The sequence below is a fragment of the Flavobacterium caseinilyticum genome (assembly GCF_004349085.1).
In the GTDB taxonomy this organism is placed as follows: domain Bacteria; phylum Bacteroidota; class Bacteroidia; order Flavobacteriales; family Flavobacteriaceae; genus Flavobacterium; species Flavobacterium caseinilyticum.
The window spans coordinates 798064-821651 of the sequence record NZ_SMFM01000001.1 but is presented as its reverse complement, the minus strand read 5'-3'; the positions used below and the strand labels follow the sequence as shown (position 1 = coordinate 821651).

Annotated in this window: 21 protein-coding genes and 1 tRNA gene; 6 read left to right on the top strand and 16 right to left on the bottom strand. The window is 34.0% G+C overall.

From position 1 onward, the window contains the following. The first annotated feature begins 107 nt into the window (after positions 1-107). Positions 108-2483, top strand: coding sequence for a hypothetical protein (locus tag E0F89_RS03665; protein ID WP_131908488.1), 2376 nt, complete (start codon positions 108-110; stop codon positions 2481-2483). 73 nt (positions 2484-2556) lie between these two features. Here E0F89_RS03665 and E0F89_RS03660 read toward each other — a convergent pair whose 3' ends face one another. The 8 genes from E0F89_RS03660 to xrtF form a co-directional block, all read right to left on the bottom strand. Beyond that, positions 2557-3237, bottom strand: coding sequence for a DedA family protein (locus tag E0F89_RS03660; RefSeq protein WP_131908487.1), 681 nt, complete (start codon positions 3235-3237; stop codon positions 2557-2559). A gap of 228 nt (positions 3238-3465) precedes the next feature. Then, the gene (locus tag E0F89_RS03655; RefSeq protein ID WP_131908486.1) at positions 3466-3807 is read right to left on the bottom strand and encodes a heavy-metal-associated domain-containing protein; all 342 of its coding nucleotides are present in this window, start codon (positions 3805-3807) and stop codon (positions 3466-3468) included. An 18-nt stretch (positions 3808-3825) separates the two neighbouring features. Continuing rightward, complete coding sequence (locus tag E0F89_RS03650) at positions 3826-5838, bottom strand: TonB-dependent receptor plug domain-containing protein (RefSeq protein ID WP_165929970.1); 2013 nt, start codon at positions 5836-5838, stop codon at positions 3826-3828. A gap of 71 nt (positions 5839-5909) precedes the next feature. Continuing rightward, the gene (locus E0F89_RS03645) at positions 5910-6332 is read right to left on the bottom strand and encodes an HYC_CC_PP family protein (protein WP_131908485.1); all 423 of its coding nucleotides are present in this window, start codon (positions 6330-6332) and stop codon (positions 5910-5912) included. A gap of 52 nt (positions 6333-6384) precedes the next feature. Further along, positions 6385-7740, bottom strand: coding sequence for an MBL fold metallo-hydrolase RNA specificity domain-containing protein (locus tag E0F89_RS03640; protein WP_131908484.1), 1356 nt, complete (start codon positions 7738-7740; stop codon positions 6385-6387). A gap of 43 nt (positions 7741-7783) precedes the next feature. Next, the gene (locus tag E0F89_RS03635) at positions 7784-8614 is read right to left on the bottom strand and encodes an ATP cone domain-containing protein (RefSeq protein ID WP_131908483.1); all 831 of its coding nucleotides are present in this window, start codon (positions 8612-8614) and stop codon (positions 7784-7786) included. A 52-nt stretch (positions 8615-8666) separates the two neighbouring features. Beyond that, positions 8667-9107: an exosortase F system-associated membrane protein gene (locus E0F89_RS03630; RefSeq protein WP_131908482.1), complete on the bottom strand. Its 441-nt coding sequence runs from the start codon at positions 9105-9107 to the stop codon at positions 8667-8669. After that, positions 9088-9633 (bottom strand): exosortase family protein XrtF, encoded by a 546-nt coding sequence (xrtF, locus tag E0F89_RS03625; protein WP_131908481.1) that lies wholly within the window; start codon positions 9631-9633, stop codon positions 9088-9090. Before xrtF ends, E0F89_RS03630 begins: the two co-directional genes overlap by 20 nt. Positions 9634-9708: 75 nt before the next feature. Between xrtF and E0F89_RS03620 the strand changes: the two genes are divergently transcribed. From E0F89_RS03620 to rpe, 5 genes are all read left to right on the top strand, one after another. Further along, positions 9709-10164 carry a GAF domain-containing protein gene (locus E0F89_RS03620; RefSeq protein ID WP_131908480.1) on the top strand — a complete coding sequence of 152 codons (456 nt, stop codon included), beginning with the start codon at positions 9709-9711 and terminating at the stop codon, positions 10162-10164. Between the two features lie 156 nt (positions 10165-10320). Beyond that, positions 10321-10587: a 30S ribosomal protein S15 gene (rpsO, locus tag E0F89_RS03615; protein WP_091202563.1), complete on the top strand. Its 267-nt coding sequence runs from the start codon at positions 10321-10323 to the stop codon at positions 10585-10587. 237 nt (positions 10588-10824) lie between these two features. After that, a complete protein-coding gene (locus tag E0F89_RS03610; protein ID WP_131908479.1) occupies positions 10825-12966 on the top strand; it encodes a polyribonucleotide nucleotidyltransferase in 2142 nt (713 codons plus the stop codon). Between the two features lie 165 nt (positions 12967-13131). Continuing rightward, positions 13132-13995, top strand: a complete 864-nt coding sequence (locus tag E0F89_RS03605) for a sigma-70 family RNA polymerase sigma factor (RefSeq protein ID WP_007137700.1) — start codon at positions 13132-13134, stop codon at positions 13993-13995. A 582-nt stretch (positions 13996-14577) separates the two neighbouring features. Continuing rightward, complete coding sequence (rpe, locus tag E0F89_RS03600) at positions 14578-15240, top strand: ribulose-phosphate 3-epimerase (RefSeq protein ID WP_131908478.1); 663 nt, start codon at positions 14578-14580, stop codon at positions 15238-15240. Positions 15241-15274: 34 nt separating this feature from the next. Here rpe and E0F89_RS03595 read toward each other — a convergent pair whose 3' ends face one another. The 8 genes from E0F89_RS03595 to murG form a co-directional block, all read right to left on the bottom strand. Beyond that, entirely contained in the window at positions 15275-16075 is an 801-nt protein-coding gene (locus E0F89_RS03595; RefSeq protein ID WP_131908477.1) for a zinc-dependent peptidase, read from the bottom strand. An 82-nt stretch (positions 16076-16157) separates the two neighbouring features. Continuing rightward, positions 16158-16231: transfer RNA gene (locus tag E0F89_RS03590), tRNA-Arg, on the bottom strand. 53 nt (positions 16232-16284) lie between these two features. Further along, positions 16285-16734: a GatB/YqeY domain-containing protein gene (locus tag E0F89_RS03585; RefSeq protein WP_131908476.1), complete on the bottom strand. Its 450-nt coding sequence runs from the start codon at positions 16732-16734 to the stop codon at positions 16285-16287. A 282-nt stretch (positions 16735-17016) separates the two neighbouring features. Beyond that, positions 17017-18954 (bottom strand): cell division protein FtsZ, encoded by a 1938-nt coding sequence (gene ftsZ / locus E0F89_RS03580; RefSeq protein ID WP_131908475.1) that lies wholly within the window; start codon positions 18952-18954, stop codon positions 17017-17019. Between the two features lie 55 nt (positions 18955-19009). Then, positions 19010-20392 (bottom strand): cell division protein FtsA, encoded by a 1383-nt coding sequence (ftsA, locus tag E0F89_RS03575; RefSeq protein WP_131908474.1) that lies wholly within the window; start codon positions 20390-20392, stop codon positions 19010-19012. 6 nt (positions 20393-20398) lie between these two features. Beyond that, entirely contained in the window at positions 20399-21121 is a 723-nt protein-coding gene (locus E0F89_RS03570) for a cell division protein FtsQ/DivIB (RefSeq protein WP_131908473.1), read from the bottom strand. Next, on the bottom strand, positions 21108-22457 hold the full coding sequence (gene murC / locus E0F89_RS03565; RefSeq protein ID WP_131908472.1) for a UDP-N-acetylmuramate--L-alanine ligase: 1350 nt from the start codon (positions 22455-22457) through the stop codon (positions 21108-21110). The genes E0F89_RS03570 and murC overlap by 14 nt, the downstream gene beginning before the upstream one ends. 33 nt (positions 22458-22490) lie before the next feature. Continuing rightward, the gene (gene murG / locus E0F89_RS03560) at positions 22491-23579 is read right to left on the bottom strand and encodes an undecaprenyldiphospho-muramoylpentapeptide beta-N-acetylglucosaminyltransferase (RefSeq protein WP_131908471.1); all 1089 of its coding nucleotides are present in this window, start codon (positions 23577-23579) and stop codon (positions 22491-22493) included. Positions 23580-23588 lie beyond the last annotated feature (9 nt).

The following is a 23588-nucleotide window of genomic DNA, read 5'->3' as shown; positions in this document are numbered from 1 at the left end:
TCGATTATATTTCGGGCTCATTTTTTTTTGCATCTACAATTAAAGTTGGCTTAGTTATTGTAACTATTTTTCCTACTAAATTAACAACTAAAACCAACCTATTTATTATGATAAAATTAAGACATTTTTTTCTACTCATTATTTTTTTAGTTTCTTCAGCTATTTTTAGCCAGAATCATGAAGAAACCGCCAAATCAAAGATTGGTGTTGTTCTTGAAAATTATTTTAAATTAGATAGAGAAGCAATCCATATTCATCTAAATAAATCAACATTTTTAAGCGAAGAGACTATATGGTATCAAGGATACATAGTTACTAGAAAGACTACTAAACCATTTTACACTTCAAATGTTTTTGTACTATTATTTGACGAAAATGGAAAACAACTCTCTGAAAAATTAGTATTTGCTGATAATGGTGTTTTTTCGGGTCATATTAAACTTGACCCTAATCTGGACTCCGGAAACTATTACATCCAAGTATATACTAACTGGATGAACAACTTTACAGAAAATGAATCTAATTTGGTAAAAGTAAACATAATCAATCCAGACCAAGGCATTCAGAATACAAAAAAAATAGTTAAAGAAACACTAAAAGTTTACCTGAATCCAGAGGGGAAAAATCTTATTAGCGGAGTTTCAAATACGATCGGGATACAAGTAAAAGACTGCAATAATAATACACCTACAAATCTTGAAGCAACTATACAAAATAGCAAAGGAGAGGCTTTGCAAACCGTCAAATTAAATAATTTTGGCTTCGGGAAATTTTACACAATCCCAACTACAGAAGTGCTAAGAGTAGTAGTGAAATATGAAGACAAAATTATCGAAAATAATTTGCCCCCTGCTAATTTAATAGGCGTTGCTATTGAAGTAAGTTCCTTCATGCAAGACAACAAAACTACAATCAAAGTAAAAACAAATAAATCTAGTTTCAATAGCTTACAATTTCGTGGATTAAATTTAGTTATTCATCAAGACCAAAATTACATCGTTGAACCTTTAAACATTAATCCTAATAACTTAGAGCAAATAATTGTTGTCAATAGTACAGATCTAAATCCAGGAATTAATACTATCAGGATAATTGATAATGAATTAAAACAATGGTCTGAAAGACAAATATACATTAGTCCAATTGCAAAAAACAATTATGATGTTATAAAAAATAATCAACAGGAAAACAATATAAAACTTGCCGCATTCTCCAATTCAATTAATAATATGATTAGTATTTCTGTTTTGCCTGTAGAAACGAAAAGTATCGACGATAATAATTCTATCATTGCAGGATTGACTATCAACCCTTATTTAAAGACATCTCTTTTAAATTCTAATTATTATTTAAATGATGTAAATAGATTAAAATATTACGAATTAGATTTGGCTCTACTGAATCAAGAAAGCCCAAAATATGATTGGGATTACATGAAACTGCAACCACCTACTGCACATTATACTTTTGACATTGGAATTAATTTAAAAGGAACCGTAGCTAACCCACTTAAAAGCAAATCATTTCATAAAGTAAAACTAGTAAGCAGTAAAGAATTCATAACGGCATCAGCTGATGTCAATGAAAATGGCACTTTCGAATTCCAAAATCTGCTTTTAACAGATTCTACTTATGTTAATTTATCCTTGCATAAACAACCAAAATTTGAATATGTTGATGCAAAATTAGCGCTACAAGTTGTAAATAGAAAAAAACTATATAATAAAGTTTTTACCGGTCTTATTGAAAAGAACTGTAATTCAGAAAATGATACTATTAAAACCGTAAATCTTGATTTACCATACTTTAAGGAAAAAGCCATTCAACTTAAAGAAGTTGTGTCAAAAAACAAAAAAAAACAATTAACATATGGCAATATTCTTTCAAACAAAATGCTTCGTGGTCATAAAATTGATAGTCCCAACAACTCTTCACGTGTTTTAAATTTCATAGAACAAAATGGGTTCAAGGTAGATCGAACCATTGGCAAGATAAATATATATAGTAGATTGCCTCAATTTAATCCAGGACCACCACCCACACCTATTGTTTATATTGATGATAGTCAACTCTACTTTGATTATTATTTACTTGAATTTTTAACAATGGATGAAGTTGATGAAATCTATATTAATGCTCTAGCTGTAGTGCCAGGCATTAACAATAATCTTGGGATAATTAGAATTTACACCAAAAAACAACAAAATACTTACTCCAAAAAATCAAATCCAAATTCGTTTTTTGTAAAAGATGCATTTTCAAAAATTAGTACTTTTCAAAATTTAGAATATGAGAATGCTTCTAGTAACGGTTTTAATAATTTTGGCACAATTAATTGGTTTACAAAAACAATTTCAGATTCAAAAGGTAATTTCACATTTGATATTCTAGATTATAACAAAAAAAACTGCAAAATTATCATTGAGGGCATGACTACTGACGGACAAATTTTTCATGAAGAAAAGGTGCTTCAATTAAAGTAAATCGAAGAACTATTAAAAATGCCCCCAAATAGTATAGGACTATTTGGGGGCATTTTTAATTTTTAAATTAGATTTATTCTTGAGCTTTTGATTTTTTACTGAACTTGTAAATTACGGGTAAAACAGTAATTCCAACCAAAATCAATACTATTACTTCGATGTGTTCTTTTAAATCAATCTGGTAATTTTCAAGTAAGAAGCCATATAAATAATGTCCTGCAAAAATTAATGTGAACGACCAAATAAATGAACTAAGAACATTATAAAACATGAATTTTTGTTTATCCATAGATACAATTCCAGCTACTATCGGTGCAAAGGTTCTAAATATTGGAAGAAAACGGGCAAAGATGATTGCTTTTCCACCATATTTTTCAAAAAAGTCTTTAGATTGAACTAAGTATTTTTTCTTAAACCAAAAACTATCTTCCTTGTTGTACAAATAGTAACCACTTTTTGAACCAAACCAATATCCAACAATATTGCCCAAAATCCCCGCCAAAGCAACAAATGTTGCTAAAAGGAAAACATTCAGAAAGTCATTTTCAATGATTAGGATATTTTCAATTAATTCTCGACTGTAAATTCCTGCCAAAAACAATAAACTATCTCCTGGTAAAAAGAAACCTGCAAAGAGACCTGTTTCCGCAAACACAATAAATAAAACTATATAAATACCAAGCTTAATTCCATTAATATCAAAGTGAATATAAAAAAGCGGGTCAATTAAATTCTTCCAGTCAAAATCGTTCATTCTTATGTTTTTTATGCTTAAATTATTCGTGCGTGAAAGTACGGATAATAAATCTTAACCACAATTTATGGTTCTATTTTAAAGTTTTATTAACTATTGAAAGCCTTAAGATTTACAATTAAAGTATTTTTCTTGAGCTAAATTTAAAGAATTATCCCTTGTTAAAAAAACAATAGAATTCATTAAATTCTAAAAACTAAAATTAAAATTTTCAATTAGAGCTTAAAATTATTTTCTTTCATATTGACAACAACCATGAAGAGCATCGTAATCCTCTTTTGTTGCTTTTATTTCATTAGTATCGTGACCAACTTTTGCTATAGCTTTTTTAATAGTAAGAGCCGACGTTTTTTCTTCATTCACTATTAAATTCAATTTATGTGTTTCGGTACTCCAAGTTGCGGATTTCACCCCTGGAACTGAATATGCCGCTTTTTCTATGCGCTTTTTACACATTTCACAATTGCCGCTTACCTGAAATTCTACTTTGGCATTCTTGTTCTTTTTCTCCTGTGCTTGAGCTGAAAATCCCACTACACATATTAAGAGCATTACAATTAACTTTTTCATTTTATTATTTTTTAAAGGTTATTTAATTTTAAAACGCAAGCCGGCATAATACATTTGTCCAAAAACCGGCGCATAAATTATAGAGGTATCAAAAGTAGTTCCAAAAGGATCTTCGTTACCGAGAATCGCTTTTTCTTGTTTGTAATTTCCAATGTTTTCTCCACCAATATACATTTCGAAAGTGGAAGAAAAAACTCGCGTAACTTGTGCATTCATTATAGAAAATGAAGGAGAGAATTCAGGCAACCTGTCTTTTGAAGGATTTGATGCCGTATTTGGCAATTGTTGTTTTCCAAGCCAGTTTAACGTATAATCAAATTTCCACTGTTTCCCTTTTTCTAAAATATGCGTTTCATAACCTAAATTCCCAAAGAAACGATGTTTAGCTTGCAAGGGTCTTTGATAAGTTCCGGACAAATAATCCGTTTCAATATCGTAATATTTATAGGCTGTTCTCAAATTGAAATGTTTTGCCATTTCATAATTGAACTCAACTTGTAAACTATTCGCAAACGATTTTCCATTCAAATTATAAAATAAAACCTGTTGTGGACTTTCCATTACATCAACTACCGCCTGATTTTGAAAATCAGTTCTGTAAAAATCAAAACCAACATCGGCGTTTTTACCAAAAATTAAAAAGCCCTGCATAAAACTTAGTCCATAATTCCATGCAATTTCAGGATTCAGACCATAGATTTTTCCGTTGTTATCCAAAATATCAAAGGTTCTAGAGCTCGCAAAAAGTTGTTGATTTTCGGCAAAAATATTGGCGCTTCTTTTTCCTCTACCTGCGGAAAATCTCACGACTCCTTTATCCCATGGATTATATCTGGCGTGAAGTCTGGGCGTTATAAAAGTCCCCAAACGATTGTGACTGTCGATTCTTCCACCCAAAACCAAACTAAAATTATTGGTATTATCATAAGTATATTCAAAAAAAGCACCTGCAGAATTATCGATTCTGCTGTAATCATTCAAATTCACAAATTCATCATATTGATCATACGTAAAATTCAAACCCGTTGCGAATTTGTGCATCGTATTGTTGATAATCGAATTGAAAATAAGATTTGAATAATAACTTTTCTGTTTAATATTATATTGGTTCAAACCAAAATAAGAATCTTGATCATGGCTGTTAAAAGCATTTTGAAATCCGATACTTTGATACGGCATATCTGGAAAAACGTAACCCAATTTAGCTGAAACATCATAACGTTCCGTGTTGATTTCGGATCCCCAATAATTGGTGGTGCCTTTGTCTGTATCTGGATCAAAATTTAATTCTCCCGTTTGCTTTTTGTCATTCATGTACCTCAAATTGATGAAACTTACCCATCCTTTTTCAGCATTGGTATATTGCCAACGATTCAAAACATTGATTTGTTTTGCCAATGGATTATCCAGAAAACCATCGTCGTTCATATCATTTTTAGCAACTCTGGTATTCCCGTGCACAAACAAACTACTGCTCCACTTGTCAGAAATTCTTTTGTTAAAATGTGTATTTAACTCAAACCGGGAATCTGTAGAACCATAGAAATTTAGAAAAAATGGAATATCATTGATTGGTTTTATCAATTCTGTATTGATTTGTCCCGAAATACTCTCGAAGCCATTTACTACGGAGCCCGCTCCTTTTGTGATTTGGATACTTTCGACCCAAGTTCCTGGAGTAAAAGATAATCCATATGCTTGGGAAGCGCCACGAACCGACGGAATATTTTCTTCGGTAATCATCAAATAAGGACTGGTTAAGCCTAACATTCTAATCTGTTTGGTTCCAGTCAGCGCATCCGAAAAGTTGACATCAATGGAAGGGTTTGTTTCGAAACTTTCGGCAAGATTACAACAAGCCGCCTTGAGCAATTCTTTACTCGTCAAAATGGTGGTATTTGCAGTCAGGCTGTATGATTTTTTTAAACTTTTACTATTCCCTTTTACTTTTATCTCCTGCAAGGTGTCTTGCGAATAAGAATTAAAAGCGTAAAAGAAGAACAATATAAATATTGAAATTTGTTTTTGCATGATTGATTTTTAATGTTAGAAAAATGTAAAACCACAAAAATGTGATTCAAGTTTTATTAAAACATTAAAAGTCAGGCGTATAAAATATATTGATGGTATAATTTGAAAAACGGGGGCGCATTCACATCACAAAAATAAGAAGTCTCTTGTTTTTCATTAAAACTAAGAAATGAAGAATAGATAATTAGACTCCACTCTTCCTCTAAAAAAATAAAATCGGAGTTGAAAGAGAATGATTTTAAAATTAGATGATCCGATTTATCTTTTAGATCGACCAATTTATCGTCGCAACAGCTTTTGTGTTTCTTTGCTTTTTCCACACAACACTTTTTTCCGGCAGCCTGAACGGGCATTTCACAAGCTTCTTCTTTAGAAAAAACCGATGATATAGACGCTATACTTCCTTCACAAAAATGCACATTAAATGCTAATCCTGAATTGGAAACCAATAGGAAAAAAGCTAGAATGAAACTAATATGCTTTTTGAATTTCATTTTGCAAAATTACCATTTTAAGAAACTTTTCACCTCAAATCCTTGTTAAAATTTACAATTCAAACTCTTGCCCCATTAGCGGCACTTTGCAGTCAAAACCATATTTCTCATAAACTTTTATTCGGAGCTCATCCAAAGGCTCATTTTCGCCATGAACTAAAAAAACTTTTTTAGGTTTATTTTCCAATTCTGACAACCAATTGAGCAAATCTTTTTGATCCCCATGCGCAGACAAACCTTGTATCTCTAAAATTTTTGCTTTAACCGGATAATATTGTCCATGAATTTTAATTTCTTTTGCTCCTTCTAATAACTTTCTTCCACGTGTTCCTTCGGCTTGGTATCCCACTACAATAAGAGTAGTTTCCGGAAGACTAAGATAATGCTCGAGGTAACTCAAAACTCTTCCTCCGGTCACCATTCCGCTGGCAGCAATTACCACTTTGGGTTGTTCATCAAAGATAACTTCCAAGGTTTCCTGATAATCCGAAACTAATGAAAACATTTCACTCATTTCGGCACATTCTTCCAAGGACAACTTATGCCATTTTTGGTTATTGGAAAAAATATTCAGTGCATTAATTCCCATTGGCGTGTCAATGATGTAGGGAATATTAGGAATTCTTTCTTCTTCTCTGAGTTGCCACAATAAGTACATGATAGTTTGCGCACGTTCTACGGCAAAACTCGGTATTATAATCGTTCCGCCTTTCTCTACCGTATTATTGATGTACATTTCTAGTTCTAATTTGGTATCTGTTTTAGGATGGATCCGATTTCCATAGGTACTTTCGAGAAAAACATAATCGGCTTTTTTGGGTTTGGTCGGCGGATACATCAACACATCATCATCCCGACCAATATCCCCGGAAAAAACAAGTGTTTTATTTTCCAGAGTTAAAGCAATAGTGCAAGCACCCAGAATATGTCCTGCATTCGTGTATACTGCTTCAATTTGAGCATCCAACGGTATTGGCTCGTTGGTTTTGATTACTCTAAAAAACGGGAAAACTTTTTCGGCTTGTTCCACCGTGTATAGTGGCTCGGCAATTTCATGCTTCGAATATTTCCTTTCATTTGCATTTTTGGCTTCTTCCTCTTGAATTTTAGCACTATCCAGAAGAATAAGTTTCGTTATATCTTTTGTGGGACGGGTACAATAGATTTTTCCAGAAAATCCTTGATTGACTAATCTTGGTAACCAGCCGCAATGATCTAGATGACCGTGAGTCAGCAGTACAAAATCTATTGTGGAAGGCAAAACTGGCAGCGGATCCCAATTGAGCTCCCGCAAAGGTTTTAATCCTTGAAATAATCCGCAATCAATCAAAATCCGGATTCCATTGCTTTCAATTAATGTTTTAGAACCGGTCACAGTTCCCGCACCACCTATAAATTTAACTTTCATTTGATTTGAATTTAAAATTTAACAATCTCAGCGAACACTTCTTTTAAATATACTTACATAATTCTGATGCTTCTTTTAAAACGTGTTTCATCCGATTAGGACTCAATCCTATTCTGTTTAAACAATCTGAATTATTTATAATTTCTTTTACCAAAATAACATCCAAAATCAATAATTTATCTTTTTCAGCAATGGACAAGGTCGTTAAACAGGTTACCGGATAAAGAGAACTATTATCATTCTTTGTTTTTAAATTGTTATCCTCAGGATAATTCCAACTCAACAAATTCAATCCGGAGCATTTAGCAAAAGTGATTGCGTCTGCTGTAAACCGGTTATTGGTGACAATCCAACATTTAGAAACTATGTCTTTTCTATCAAAAATACCATGATTTCTTTCTTTAATATCATTAAAACGCGAAAGAATATACATTGGAACCTTCACATCCGAAGCAACGTCTCTACCAGCATGATACTTACATTCAACCATGGAGATAGTTTCATTTTTTTTGACTAAAACATCTATTTCATGCGAAACACATTTCCCTTGCAAAGTCAAATTGGTTATCGTTCTATAATTCTCGTATGAAAAAAGACGGGCTACATATTTTTCGAAAAAAAAACCTGCCGGACCTAACAATCGAATCGCTTCCCTTAAATTATAGCGCGCTGCATGTGCATTAGCTGATTTTTTGAGCAGTGAAAAAGCCATTTTATAGATTTGTTTGGTCGAAATACCTTCATACATATGCTCTTTGATGGCTAGCAGAATAGTATCAACTTCCACTGCAGTAGCGCCCGATTTTAATAGCGATTTTCTAAGTTTATTCAAATCAAATTCGACAATGTCCCCAGAATTTTTTACGATTTTCATACCATTAAGCTATTGAAAATTAATACCTTAAAGATAAAATAAAAAACACTACTTACTTTGATTTTAATAATAAAAATCCTGGCACAAATAATAAAACAAAAATGGGCTGAATCAAAAAGCGGCGGACATAAAAAAGAGCCCAATTGTGATTTTCTCTAGTAAAGTAAATGATAAAGAAAAAAGCGAGGATTAAAATTATAAAGAAGAAACCATATAAGATAGCGGCAAATTTTATCATTGCTATTTCTTCGAAAAGAACATAGATAATCCCCAAAGACAGGATGGAATTCAACCCATAGCGAAATAAAACTCCTAAAAATAATTGAAACGGATTTGTATTTGGCAGTGGTAAATTATTGAAATCTTTTTTGAAGAAATCCAAAAAAGGATCGTAAAATAACGCATTTTCAAAAGCACGAACAAGCGCTAGTAATACGACCAAAAAAATCAATTGTATTAAACGAACTTTATTATTAAGTATCTTTTGAAGCATATTTTGAAAATTTACGAACCCAAATTAACCACAAAATAAAAACCACACCATAAATATACAACGGAAAAATGACTCCATGTAAAAACGGTGCCTGTTTTGGAAAATTAAAGATCAGCGCACTTAAAATAGCTATCCTCGAGATATTCAACAGGTAAATAAGCAGGCTCCCGCCGAATATAAAAAACAGCGTAGTTTTAAATTTTCCTGAAAAAGCAATTACAAATGAAATGAAAAGAATAATCACGCTAATCGCATTGCATCCTTCAGTAATTATGGCAACATATTTCTGATTGTAAAACAATTTCACATAAGGATGCGTTTCACTTTCTTCAATCCAAGACCCATTACTAAAAAAGAGCAGAATTTGTTCAGTATTTTTACTTACCAGCCTTGTGATGGAATCTATTTTATTTGCTGCAAAACTATTTAGATAGTGCTGATACAAAAAAGTCATCACAATATAAGTCAAAAAAAAGGTTGCCAGAAAAAGCAAAAATGGTTTATAAAGAATAAAATATTTTTTCAAAATCTATTTTTTAACAAATTTATGTAATTTTTGAAACTGGCTTTAAATACTTTTGTACAAATTAAAATTAAAAATATGACATTTCAAGAATTACAACCAAAAGTAACCGAAATCACATTAAATACAAAGCAATCCAGAGACGAAAAACTGTTGTCGATTTGTCAATTGTTAAGCGACTCAGTTGATTATTATAATTGGGTTGGATTTTATTTTGCAAATCACGAATCAAAAACACTGCACTTAGGGCCTTATGTAGGAGCTGAGACAGATCATACTGTAATCCCTTTTGGAAAAGGAATTTGCGGACAAGTTGCCGTTTCTAATGAAAACTTTGTAGTCCCTGACGTAGCAGCGCAGGACAATTATATAGCCTGTAGTTTTACTGTAAAATCAGAAATTGTAGTCCCTCTTTTTGTTAACGGCAAAAACATTGGACAAATTGACATTGACAGCCATGTCTTGGATCCATTTACTAAAGAGGATGAAAAGTTCTTAGAGTTTGTGAATGAGGAAATTGCGAAGTTGTATTAAAATTTAAAACAAGTCATCATTAGCATTTCATAATTGATTCGACAATAAGCAAATAAAGAAAGGTTTATTTTGTTCGTGTCATAATTATTTTTTACTTTTGCACCCGTCATATAATCGATATATGACATACATAAAAATCATTAAACAAATATTGGAATGTATTTAACTAAAGAGATTAAAGAAGAAATCTTCGCTCAACACGGAGAAAAAACAAATACTGGAAAATCAGAAGCTCAAATTGCTTTATTCACTTTCAGAATTAGCCACTTGACTGAGCACTTGAAAAAAAATCGTCACGATTACAACACAGAGCGTTCATTAGTATTGCTAGTAGGTAAAAGAAGATCTTTGTTGGATTATTTGAAGAAAACAGAAATCAACAGATACCGTGAAATTATCAAAGTATTGAATATCAGAAAATAATCAATATAAAAGAGGTGCGAAAGTGCCTCTTTTTTTATTTTACAATTTAAAGTCTAAAGGTTCTATTTTGGTCCTGACACAAAAGGGATTAGAATCAAGACTACAGCACAAAGTCTTTACTAATTAGTATTGACAAATAAAAAAAAGTTTGGTTTTTCATTGGGTTTTAGGCATTAACTACGCAAAACAACAACTACAACACAACTAGAACCCATGTTTAACTAATAAATTAAATTTATGATTCCACAATTATTTGTAGAAAGTATCGATTTAGGTGATGGCAGAAACATCACAATCGAGACAGGTCGTTTAGCCAAGCAAGCGGATGGATCTGTAGTAGTAAGAATAGGTAAAACTGTTATTTTAGGAACAGTTGTATCTTCAAGAAAAGCAAGTCCAGGTATCGACTTTTTACCTCTTACGGTAGATTATCGTGAAAAATTTGCTGCAGCAGGACGTTTTCCTGGTGGTTTCTTCAAAAGAGAAGCGCGTCCAAGTGATAACGAAGTGTTAACAATGCGTTTAGTAGACCGTGTATTGCGTCCACTTTTCCCAGATGATTATCACGCAGAAGTGCAGGTAATGATTCAATTAATGTCTTATGACGAAGATGTAATGCCAGATGCATTAGCTGGTTTAGCCGCTTCAGCAGCATTAGCTTTATCTGACATTCCTTTCGAAACTTTAATTTCTGAGGCTAGAGTTGGAAGAATTGATGGTAAATTCATCATCAATCCAAGTCGCGCACAATTAGCATTATCTGACATTGACATGATGATTGGAGCTTCAATGGATTCTATCGCAATGGTAGAAGGTGAAATGAAAGAAATTTCAGAAGCAGAAATGTTAGAAGCAATTAAATTTGCACACGAACATATTAAAAATCAAATTGCTGCTCAACTACGTTTGCAAGCTGCTTTTGGAAAAAAAGAAGTTCGTACCTATGAAGGAGAAAGAGAAGATGAGGCTATTTACGCAAAAGTAAAAGACGCGTCCTACGATAAAATTTATGCTATTGCAAGCAAAGGTTCTTCAAAACAAGAGCGTACAGCTTCATTTGCAGAAGTAAAAGAAGAAGTAAAAGCCTTATTTACAGAAGAAGAATTAGCCGCAAATGGCGATTTAGTTTCTAAATATTTTTACAAAACAAACAAAGAAGCAGTTCGTAACGTAACCCTAGATTTAGGAACACGTTTAGACGGAAGAAAAACTACCGAAATCAGATCAATCTGGAGTGAAGTAGATTACTTACCATCTGTTCACGGATCAGCATTGTTTACCCGTGGAGAAACACAAGCATTGGCCACAGCAACTTTAGGAACCTCTAGAGAAGCAAACCAAATTGACTCTCCATCAGAACAAGGTGAAGAAAAATTCTACTTACATTATAACTTCCCTCCTTTCTCAACTGGTGAAGCTCGTCCTTTAAGAGGAACTTCAAGAAGAGAAGTAGGACACGGAAACTTAGCTCAAAGAGCATTAAAAAACATGATTCCTGCTGATTGTCCGTATACAATTCGTGTAGTATCTGAAGTTTTAGAATCTAACGGTTCTTCTTCTATGGCAACAGTTTGTGCTGGAACATTAGCACTTATGGATGCTGGTATCCAAATGATTCGTCCAGTTTCTGGAATTGCGATGGGATTAATTACTGACGGAGAACGTTTTGCTGTATTGTCTGACATTCTTGGTGATGAAGATCACTTAGGAGATATGGATTTTAAAGTAACTGGAACTTCTGTAGGAATTACTGCTTGTCAAATGGACATCAAAATTGACGGATTGAAATATGAGATTATGGAAGCTGCATTGGCGCAAGCTCGTGACGGTCGTTTGCATATTCTTGGAAAATTAATCGAAACTTTAGCAGCTCCAAAAGAAGATGTTAAGGCGTATGCTCCAAAAATCATTACAAGAAGAATTCCTAATGCGTTTATTGGAGCATTGATCGGACCTGGTGGAAAAGTGATTCAAGAATTACAAAAAACTACAGGAACTACAATTGTTATCAATGAAGATCCAACTACTGAAGAAGGGGTTATTGAAATTTTAGGAACAGATCCTGCTGGAATAGAAGCGGTATTAGCTAAAATTAAATCAATCACTTTTAAGCCTCAAATGAATGAGTCTTACGAAGTAAAAGTAATCAAAATGCTAGATTTTGGTGCAGTAGTAGAATATACTGCCGCTCCAGGAAACGAAGTTTTATTACACGTATCGGAACTTGCTTGGGAACGCACTGAAAACGTTGCTGACGTAGTAAAAATGGGCGATGTTTTTGAAGTGAAATACTTAGGTATGGATCCAAAAACAAGAAAAGAAAAAGTGTCAAGAAAAGCACTTTTGCCAAGACCTCCACGTGAGGAAAGAAAAGAGTAATCAGATCTTAGTTTACTAAAGGTTTATTTATAGAAAACCCCAATTCATGTATTTGAATTGGGGTTTTTCGCTTTTATTTACTTTATTTTAAAAACAATTGTAACTTTTCTGAAACTACATACGTATAATCATTTGTACACTTAAAATTTAGGAGACAAAAAAAACATGAGACAACTAAAAATCACCAAGCAGGTAACCAATCGTGAAACCGCTTCATTAGACAAGTATTTACAAGAAATTGGAAAAGTTGACCTTATTACCGCTGACGAAGAGGTAGAATTAGCACAGAAGATTAAAGCTGGTGACCAGAAAGCATTAGAAAAATTGACAAAAGCCAATTTACGTTTCGTGGTTTCGGTGGCAAAACAATATCAAAATCAAGGGTTAACACTTCCCGATTTGATTAACGAAGGAAATTTAGGATTGATAAAAGCAGCACAACGTTTTGATGAAACTCGTGGTTTCAAATTCATTTCGTATGCCGTTTGGTGGATTCGTCAATCAATTCTTCAAGCATTGGCAGAACAATCTCGAATCGTTCGTTTGCCTTTGAACAAAATTGGTTCTATTAATAAAATCAACAAAATGTACGCTTTATTAGAGCAATCTAACGAGCGTCCACCATCTGCTGAGGAAATTGCAAAAGAGCTTGACATGACCGTAAATGACGTAAAAGAGAGTATGAAAAACTCTGGTCGTCACTTATCAATGGATGCGCCTCTTGTAGAAGGAGAAGATTCTAACCTTTATGACGTTTTACGTTCAGGTGAATCACCAAATCCAGACAGAGAATTAATCCACGAATCATTGCGTACCGAAATCGAGCGTTCCTTAGAAACATTGACTCCAAGAGAGGCTGATGTAGTTCGTTTGTACTTTGGTCTTGGCGATCAACACCCAATGACACTAGAGGAAATTGGAGAAACTTTCGACTTAACTCGTGAGCGTGTACGTCAAATCAAGGAAAAAGCAATCCGAAGATTAAAACACACTTCAAGAAGTAAAATACTAAAAACATATTTAGGATAACACAGTCAAATGCTACAAAGTCAAAAATCATATCGTCCAACAACAGTATGATTTTTGACTTTCGGCTTTGGACTAATAAGTAACGACGGTCTGATTAACTGTTCGTTTTTTGATTGATGATTGAAACTCCGGCTGATTACCGGAGTTTTGCTTTTTTCAGCAAAACTCCAGTCAGTTCGAGCTCGGGTCTCCGGGGTCTTATTTTTTAATCTGAATTCTTTTCTCTTTTCTCTTTTCTCTTTTCTCTTTTCTCTTTTCTCTTTTCTCTTTTCTCTTTTCTCTTTTCTCTTTTCTCTTTTCTCTTTTCTCTAATTTAGCGTAACCCTCCGTAAAAACTTCGGGTCAGGCTTTCGGCTTTATCTCTCCGTTACACTTCGAGGATACCGCCTCAAATGAAATTCACTGAACACATATAAAAAACAAACACCCAGTGAAGTAATCCCTTACGCGACGTGGGGACAACTTGCAAGATAGCCCTTCTCTAAAAAAACTTTCTCCAATTGCTGCAAAAAAACTACTTTTGCACAAACAACACAAACTGTAAAGATGCACTGCAGTGCATCTCTACGTAATAACTACACAATGAAGAATACACTTATTGCACCATCTGTGCTTGCTGCCGATTTTGGAAATCTGCAACGCGACATCGAAATGATAAATAACAGTGAAGCCGATTGGTTTCATATTGACATCATGGACGGCGTTTTTGTTCCAAATATTTCTTACGGAATGCCCGTTTTGGAGGCCATTAACCGTCATGCAAAAAAAATAATTGACGTTCACTTGATGATTGTAGATCCTGATCGTTACATTAAAACTTTTGCCGAGTTAGGCGCTAATATTCTAAGCGTGCACTATGAAGCTTGTACACACCTTCACAGAACGCTACAAGCAATAAAAGCGGAAGGAATGAAAGCCGGAGTTGCCATCAATCCACATACAAATATTGACTTACTGGAAGATGTAATCAATGATATCGATTTGGTTTGTATTATGAGTGTGAACCCAGGTTTTGGAGGACAATCTTTTATCGAAAACACTTTTGCTAAAATTGAAAAGCTAAAAGCGTTGATCATTAAAAAAGGAGCATCTACAATTATTGAAGTTGATGGTGGCGTAACTAATAAGAACGCAAAACAATTAGTAGAAGCCGGAGCAGATGTTCTGGTAGCGGGAAGTTTTGTTTTTAAAGCAGAAAATCCTACCCAAACCATACAAGATTTAAAGAAGCTCACAAACTTCTAAAAAAATGGCGCCTTTTGCGCCATTTTTTATTCAATTATTCGTCTTTAAAATTAATCATAGCCGAAACATGCGCATACAATTCTGGATGAGACTTTTTAAAAATACGAGGCGTCTCAAAAAAATGCTCCAGAATTACCGATAAAAATTCAAATTGGTTTTCATATGCATATAATCTAAAGTAATTCTTTCGAATCAGCTCGATATTCAGAATGGGATCGCTGTAATATTTGATGACTTCATTAAATTTATCAAAAAAGACAATAGCGCTCGCATCATTACTCTTTAAACAATGAAAATGCAACACATGCGAAAATTCATGTAGACCAAGATTTACATTATCAGTTGTAGTTGCGTGCCCAAGCAAAAAATCTTCCCATGAAAAAACGATTGCTTTCATTTTAGGATTGAACTCTCCTTTGTGATACTCGCGATTTACAGTAGAAAAATAATTAGATGGATAAATAATTATTTTATTGAATAAATTTACGAGATATTTTCTCATTCCAAAAGTCAACATAACATAAGTTCCAGCAACAAGCATCTGCATTTGTTCCGTAATCACAATTTCTTTTCCTATAAATTGATAATTCGCAAAAAACTTACTTATCCGATGTTCAAAATATGTTTTCTTTTTTTGTGAAAGCCTATTGTAGAACGGAAATTCATTTACTAAAATTTGGCGCTGACCTGCATTTAATTTTTTAGAGAAAGGATACCAATGAATATAAAGAGGTTTGTTGAATAAAAACAAATATGCTGGTTCAACAACGTTGAAAATAATAAGGAGGAGAAATAATGTCCCAAACAAGATTAAAACAAAAATCTCTATTGCCATATTTTTAAAACCTTTTTAAAATGAAAATGCTTCAAAAAAATTAAAGAACTTGATTTTTTTGAAGCATTTTTGATTGTATTTGTGACCGCGGCAGGGTTCGAACCTGCAACCCTCAGAGTCGAAATCTGATATTCTATCCAGTTGAACTACGCAGTCATTTGATTTACCATTAAGGATTCTGAAATTCTAAATCGTAAATCATAAATAATTTATGTCAATAGTTTTTTAACTATCGTAGAAATCGTCTTTCCTTCGGCAGTTCCGCCTAGTTGTGCAGCAGCTAAGCCCATAACTTTTCCCATTGCTGCAATTCCTGACGCACCAGTTTCAGCGATGATTTTTGCAATCACAGCTTCTACTTCTGCTTCACTTAATTGTGCTGGTAAGAATTTTTCGATAACTGCAATTTGAGCCAATTCTGGTTCAGCTAAGTCTAAACGGTTTTGTTCCGTAAAAATCCTGGCACTTTCCTTGCGTGTTTTCACTAATCTTTGAAGCAATTTTACTTCCTCATCAGCAGAGATTTCTTCTTTTGATCCTGTTGCTGTTTGTGCTAATAAAATCTCAGATTTGATAGCTCTTAAAGCTTCTAATGCGACTGTATCTTTGGCTCTCATGGCGGTCTTTATTTCGTCCATGATGTGTACTGATAAACTCATACTACTATTTAATTTTAAATTTGGTATTCAATCTTAAATCGAATACTGCAAACTGATTATTTTTTTGAATGCCCCAGATGTTAGTGAAAAGCTCCCGCTTTCTTTTGCGGGACTAGTAAAGACAGTTAGATTAAGGCCCGACAAATTTAAAGAATTTTACTCGCATTTACAACAACTGTTTGCTTGCTCATAACAATAGTTATTGGAAACTACCCGCAATCACAAAAAATAACCCGAAAATTAAATTGAATTTTCGGGTTACCTCATTTTGATTTGAGTTAATTAATCTACGTTATCGTGTAGATATGAGTTGTTTGAACGCAATTGTAAATCGTTATTGCTGTCGGTTCCAACAGATATTCTTGAATTTGTAGTATTCAATTGATTGTTTGAAATGTCAATTCCTAATCTTTTGTAAGCAGGTTCTTTTTCATACTCATCAATTTTAGAAACATTATTATGAAACTTATAATTGAATTCTTTTAATTTTTTTCTTCTTTCGTCAGCTCTCATTCGCAACGATTCTTCGATTGTCATTTCGGTAGCAGAAATATCTTCAAAATCAACCGCTGCATTATCAAATCGTTCCACTTGTTTCATCGTGATATTTAACTCCGCCGGAACAACAACTTCTGGTGCTTTTGCAACTGGCTTAGTTATAAAATCAGGTTCCGCTTCCATGTATTCTTCCAAAGAATATTTAATGATTCCATTATCAGATAATTCGGTAACGGGAACAAACTGAACTGCTTCATTTACTTTGATGTCACGTGTTTCATTCGTTAGTTCAAACATCACTTTGTTTTCCTCAACTTGCGCTACCGGCTCCGTTTTAAAAAGTGGCAAATCAAACGAGAACGTCGTTTGCTCTTGTCTTTCAACTGCTTTTGGCTGTGCCGCTTTTACTTCAGCTACAGGAGATGAAATAGTGAAATCAATATCTGTAATTGGGGAAACGATTTCGAAAGTAACATCTAAATTTTTAATAAATTCAGACATAACAATTAATTCATTAGTATTGATTGTTGGTGCAGTAACAACTGGTTCCGGCGCAACAACTGTATCTTCAACTAAATCAAAAACGATTCTGTCATTTGAGTTAGAAACCCGTGATGATTCCATATTTAAATCAAATCCAGCAACCGTTTTGTTACTTAAATTGTGTACACTTCTTTGTTCATCCTCAAGTGTGTGAATTATTTTTTTTGGTTCCGTGTTTACGATTCCATTTTGTTGTTCAATGTCAAAACCCGTAGCGATTATAGTTACCGCAATTGAGTCTCCAAGAGATTCGTCTTCACCAACTCCCATAATAATATTGGCATTATGACCCGCTTCAATTTGAATATGATCATTAATTTCTCCAATTTCATCAATTGTGATTTCATTAGTTCCAGAAACGATAAGCAACAATACGTTTTTGGCACCTGTAATTTTATTATCATTTAATAACGGGGAATCTAAGGCTGCGACAATTGCTTCCTTAGCTCTGTTTTCGCCTGAAGAAATAGATGAACCCATGATAGCAGTTCCGCTGTTATACAATACTGTTTTAGCATCTCTTAAATCGATATTTTGAGTATAGTGATGCGTAATTACTTCTGCAATTCCTCTTGAGGCTGTCGCCAAAACTTCATCCGCTTTTGAAAACCCAGCTTTGAAACCAAGATTTCCATACACTTCTCTTAATTTATTGTTGTTGATTACAATTAATGAATCGACTTGTTTGCGTAATTTTTCGATACCAATTAAAGCTTGCTCCTGGCGAACTTTCCCTTCAAAAAGGAAAGGCAATGTCACAATCCCTACTGTAAGAATGTCTCTTTCTTTAGCCAATTGTGCAATTACTGGCGCAGCACCAGTTCCAGTTCCACCACCCATCCCGGCAGTAATGAAAACCATTTTAGTATTGCGGTCCAACATTTTTTCAATCTCGGAAATACTCTCAATAGCGGATTGCTGTCCTACATCAGGATTTGCTCCGGCACCAAGTCCTTCTGTCAAATGTACTCCTAACTGAATTTTATTAGGTACAGAACTGCTTTGTAAAGCCTGAGAATCTGTATTACACACGATAAAATCCACCCCTTTGATTCCTTGCTTGAACATGTGATTTATGGCATTACTTCCGCCTCCACCTACTCCTATAACTTTTATCACATTTGATTGGTTCTTTGGTAAATCAAATGAAATACTTCCAAATTCTGAGTCGCTCATCATTTTATTTGGTTTTTGAAATTGTTATATTAATTCTTATATTTTTTGGCCTAAGCCCTTATTCTGCATTATCTAAAAAGTCTTTAATTTTATCGACATAACGATCAAAGAAATTTCGTTGTATTCTGTTTACGGTGGAATTTTGTTTTTCACTCGCGTTTTGATCTTCAAGCTCTTCCAACTTTTCAGGAGTCTCATAAACCGGTGTCTGAACTACCGTCGGTCTGTAAGCTGGCGCTTTTGGCTGTTCCACAGCATCCATTCGGACTGCGCTTTGAGTTTTATTCTCAATGCTTTTCATCACTAATCCTACTGCAGTTGCATACAGAGGACTTGAAATCTCTTCATCTGAATTTCCAGCCAGATGTTCGTTTGGATATCCTATTCTTGTATCCATACCAGTAATATATTCCACTAATTGCTTGATGTGTTTCAATTGAGCGCCACCACCAGTTAGTACAATTCCTGCAATAAGTTTTTTGCGAGGATCCTCATGACCGTATGCTTTTACCTCGGTAAAAACTTGATCGACAATCTCCACAACACGAGCATGAATTATTTTAGAAAGGTTTTTTAACGAAATCTCTTTTGGCTCTCTGCCTCTTAATCCTGGAATAGAAACAATTTCATTGTCTTTATTTTCTCCTGGCCAAGCAGAACCAAATTTAACCTTTAATAATTCAGCTTGCTTTTCAATGATAGAGCAACCTTCTTTGATATCATCTGTAATCACATTTCCGCCAAAAGGAATTACTGCAGTATGACGAATAATACCATCTTTGAAAATAGCCAAATCCGTTGTTCCACCACCGATATCGATAAGCGCAACTCCTGCTTCTTTTTCTTCCTGACTTAAAACCGCATCAGCGGAGGCCAAAGGCTCTAATGTCAAACCTGACAATTCGATTCCAGAACTTTGAATACATCTGCCTACATTTCTGATTGAAGAAGCCTGTCCAACTACAACATGAAAACTGGACTCTAATCTTCCGCCATACATTCCTATCGGCTCTTTAATCTCGGATTGTCCGTCAATTTTAAATTCCTGCGGCAAAACATGGATTATTTCCTCACCAGGTAACATTGCCAATTTATTGACTTGGTCAATCAAAAGCTGGATGTCATTGCCGCCAATAACTTCTTCGGGATTATGTCTGCTGATGTAATCTGTATGTTGAATACTGCGGATATGTTGTCCTGCAATTCCAACTACAACATCTTTTATTTTATATCCTGAATTATTTTCGGCTTCTTGTATCGCCTGTTGTATGGATTGTATGGTTTGTGTAATGTTATTTACAACACCCCTAGCCACACCTAAACTCTTAGATTTTCCTACACCTAAAATTTCTAGCTTCCCATATTCATTCTTCTTGCCTATCATGGCAACTATTTTAGTCGTCCCAATATCTAGACCTACTGCAATGTTCTCTTTTTCCATTATCTATTATTTAGTGCAAACTACTTGTTCCGTAAATCGGAGATCAATTTTTTTATATTTATACAACGAACTGTCTAAAACCGCTTTTTGAAAAAAAGCTTTATAATTTTTAAATTTTCGCTCAACATTTATCATTCTACCAAAATCAATTTGATAATCAAAATTTCTGTTCAGCATTATTAAGCTTCCATTTGGCATAATTTCAATTCCAATGATATTTTTTTTCAAAAAAGCATCGTCGTAAATTGCGCGAAATAAGTGGGCCAAATCTTCGTTATTTTTTTTATTTATCTCCCCTGAAACAAGCGGAACTCTCGCTGTAAAATTAGTTGACAACGGCATTCTATTTCCTTCGTAATCAATATAAAAAGAACTATCTCCATTAAAAAATCTGGCGATAGGATTTCTTTGTTTCACTACAGCTTTTAACACACCATCAATCGTCACAAATACATCTGACTTTTCAATCATTTCCTGTGCATTTAAGATTCTTTCCAGTTTATTCAAATCTAATTTAACTTTTTGAATACTTGATGCATCCTTTTTATTTTCTATTAACAATTTATTAACCGTTTCTTGTTTAACAAAAGGAGCATTATCATCTACAAAAATAACCACGGATTTTATCAGTTTCCTGTTTTCGTTTCTATTTGACGTAAAAGAAAATAGAAATATCACCGATGCAAACATCAGTAATAATCGAATATTTGTCCATTTAAAGAGTTTCATCTATTGCTTTTTTAATTGACGGCACTAATTCTCCAATATCTCCCGCACCAATTGTAACGATCACTGTTGCGTCCGACGCAAGGATTACTGGAATCAAATTATCTTTCAAAACCAATTTTTTATTTGTATTGGTGATTTTATTCATCAACCATTGCGAATTTATACCTTCCATAGGTAATTCACGAGCCGGATAAATATCCAATAGTACAACTTCGTCAAAAGAAGACAAACTTTTTGCAAAATCATCAGCAAAATCCCTTGTTCTGCTGAACAAATGGGGTTGAAAAACGGCCAAAACTTTTTGGTTCGGATATAATTCACGCACCGCTTGAAAAACCGCATTTATCTCCGTTGGATGATGCGCATAATCATCTATATAAACTTTAGCTGCTGTTTTTACCTGATACGAAAATCTTCTTTTTATTCCTTTGAATGATGCTATGGCTTTTGCAATGGCATCGGTTGGGGTGCCGAATAAGTTTGCCATTGCGATAGCCATTAAAGCATTCATTAAATTATGTCTTCCCGGTAATCCAAAATGTAAATCTTTAATTATTTCGGTAGGCGTTTGCACATCAAAAACATAACTGCCATCTCCTACTCTAACATTAAAAGCTTTATAAACAGCCTCTTCATTTACGGCACATATCACGCCTTCTATTGGTAATTCTTTGGTTATAAAAAGATTATTTTTATTTTCCACTGTAGAAGCAAATTCTATAAAGGATTCTTCGATAGCTTCACTTGTCCCGTAAATATCTAAATGGTCGGCATCCATCGACGTGATACATGCAATGTTAGGGTGTAAATGAAGAAACGAACGATCAAATTCATCCGCTTCGACTACCGTTATGGTTTTTCCGCCTCCTATTAAATTGGAATTATAATTTTCTACAATTCCGCCAATAAAAGCAGTAACATCAGCACCACTGTCTTGTAAAATATGTCCTAATATACCTGATGTAGTAGTTTTTCCATGTGTTCCCGCCACTGCAAAACAAAATGTATCTTTAGTGATTATCCCTAAAACTTCGGCTCTTTTTTTAACGTGGTAGTCTCTCTCCAAGAAGTAATTCCACTCCGAATGCATTTTAGGAACTGCTGGTGTGATAATGACCAACGTGTTTTCACTATAAAAATTTTTTGGGATTGCATCAATATTGTCTTCAAAATGGATTGAAATCCCGCCTTCTATTAATTCAGTAGTAAGAGCCGAAGGTGTTTTATCATAGCCAGAAACATTTTTGCCAATGTTTTTGAAATAGCGAGCTAAAGCACTCATTCCGATGCCTCCAATACCTATAAAATAGACGTTATGTATTTGATTTAAGTTCATATATTTTAAGTCTTCGCTCTTGACACTTTTTCGTTATCTAATTAATTTCACAATTTCGTCTACAATTTTTTTTGTAGCCTCTGGCATCGCCAATTGTTTAATATTCTCTCTAAGCTGATCTTGCTTTCCTTTATCATTAAGCAACGCTTCAAAAACAAGCATAAATTCCGAATCTAGCTCGGTTTCTTTTAACATTATGGCGCCTTTTCTATCCACAACAGATTGCGCATTTTTAGTCTGATGATCTTCGGCGACATTAGGTGATGGAATAAAAATCACTGGCTTCCCTACAATACACAACTCCGAAACGGACGAAGCACCTGCACGTGAAATTATAATATCAGCCGCAGCATAAACTAAATCCATTCTTTCGATAAATGCCGAAACCTGAACATGTGCTGCTGCATCTTTTTTATAATCTTCCAAATATAATTTCCCACACTGCCAAATAACTTGAACATTCTGAGAAAGTATTTTCGGCAACTCTTTTTCAATTAATTGGTTCAATCTCCTTGCGCCCAGACTTCCTCCCAAAACCAACAGTGTTTTTTTATTTGGATCCAATTTAAAATATTGAATTGCTTCCGCTCTTTTACTCTCAATATCAATTAAATCCTGACGAACCGGATTACCAGTCAAAATCATTTTATCTCTAGGAAAAAATCGTTCCAAATTTTCATAAGCGACACAAATTTTCTTGGCTTTCTTGCTTAACAACTTATTTGTTATACCAGGATACGAATTTTGCTCCTGAATTACTGTTGGAATACCGGTGATTGCAGCTACTTGTAGAAGCGGACCGCTCGCAAAACCTCCAGTTCCGATCACCACATCCGGCTTAAACTCTCTAATTATTGTTCTGGACTTAAATAAACTCGTTATCAATTTTATTGGAAAAAGCGTATTATCAAAAGTTAGTCTTCGCTGTAAACCTGCAATCCAAAGTCCTTTAATTTTGTATCCTGCCTGAGGCACTTTTTGCATTTCCATTTTATCATTGGCTCCTACAAAAAGGAATTCTGCATCTGGAAAACGAGACTTTAATTCATTTGCAATAGCAATTGCCGGATAGATATGTCCACCCGTTCCGCCACCACTTAATATGAATCGATATTGTTTCATTGTTACTTA

Bases quoted from the DNA above. Each gene is read 5' to 3' on its own strand.
- E0F89_RS03655 (WP_131908486.1), bottom strand. From the start codon at position 3,807: ATGAAAAAGTTAATTGTAATGCTCTTAATATGTGTAGTGGGATTTTCA.
- E0F89_RS03665 (WP_131908488.1), top strand. From the start codon at position 108: ATGATAAAATTAAGACATTTTTTTCTACTCATTATTTTTTTAGTTTCT.
- murC (WP_131908472.1), bottom strand. From the start codon at position 22,457: ATGAACTTAAATCAAATACATAACGTCTATTTTATAGGTATTGGAGGC.
- E0F89_RS03605 (WP_007137700.1), top strand. From the start codon at position 13,132: ATGAGACAACTAAAAATCACCAAGCAGGTAACCAATCGTGAAACCGCT.
- murG (WP_131908471.1), bottom strand. From the start codon at position 23,579: ATGAAACAATATCGATTCATATTAAGTGGTGGCGGAACGGGTGGACAT.
- E0F89_RS03595 (WP_131908477.1), bottom strand. From the start codon at position 16,075: ATGGCAATAGAGATTTTTGTTTTAATCTTGTTTGGGACATTATTTCTC.
- E0F89_RS03635 (WP_131908483.1), bottom strand. From the start codon at position 8,614: ATGAAAATCGTAAAAAATTCTGGGGACATTGTCGAATTTGATTTGAAT.
- E0F89_RS03620 (WP_131908480.1), top strand. From the start codon at position 9,709: ATGACATTTCAAGAATTACAACCAAAAGTAACCGAAATCACATTAAAT.
- ftsA (WP_131908474.1), bottom strand. From the start codon at position 20,392: ATGGAAAAAGAGAACATTGCAGTAGGTCTAGATATTGGGACGACTAAA.
- E0F89_RS03630 (WP_131908482.1), bottom strand. From the start codon at position 9,107: ATGCTTCAAAAGATACTTAATAATAAAGTTCGTTTAATACAATTGATT.
- E0F89_RS03640 (WP_131908484.1), bottom strand. From the start codon at position 7,740: ATGAAAGTTAAATTTATAGGTGGTGCGGGAACTGTGACCGGTTCTAAA.
- E0F89_RS03570 (WP_131908473.1), bottom strand. From the start codon at position 21,121: ATGAAACTCTTTAAATGGACAAATATTCGATTATTACTGATGTTTGCA.
- rpsO (WP_091202563.1), top strand. From the start codon at position 10,321: ATGTATTTAACTAAAGAGATTAAAGAAGAAATCTTCGCTCAACACGGA.
- E0F89_RS03610 (WP_131908479.1), top strand. From the start codon at position 10,825: ATGATTCCACAATTATTTGTAGAAAGTATCGATTTAGGTGATGGCAGA.
- E0F89_RS03645 (WP_131908485.1), bottom strand. From the start codon at position 6,332: ATGAAATTCAAAAAGCATATTAGTTTCATTCTAGCTTTTTTCCTATTG.
- E0F89_RS03650 (WP_165929970.1), bottom strand. From the start codon at position 5,838: ATGCAAAAACAAATTTCAATATTTATATTGTTCTTCTTTTACGCTTTT.
- E0F89_RS03660 (WP_131908487.1), bottom strand. From the start codon at position 3,237: ATGAACGATTTTGACTGGAAGAATTTAATTGACCCGCTTTTTTATATT.
- ftsZ (WP_131908475.1), bottom strand. From the start codon at position 18,954: ATGATGAGCGACTCAGAATTTGGAAGTATTTCATTTGATTTACCAAAG.
- E0F89_RS03585 (WP_131908476.1), bottom strand. From the start codon at position 16,734: ATGAGTTTATCAGTACACATCATGGACGAAATAAAGACCGCCATGAGA.
- rpe (WP_131908478.1), top strand. From the start codon at position 14,578: ATGAAGAATACACTTATTGCACCATCTGTGCTTGCTGCCGATTTTGGA.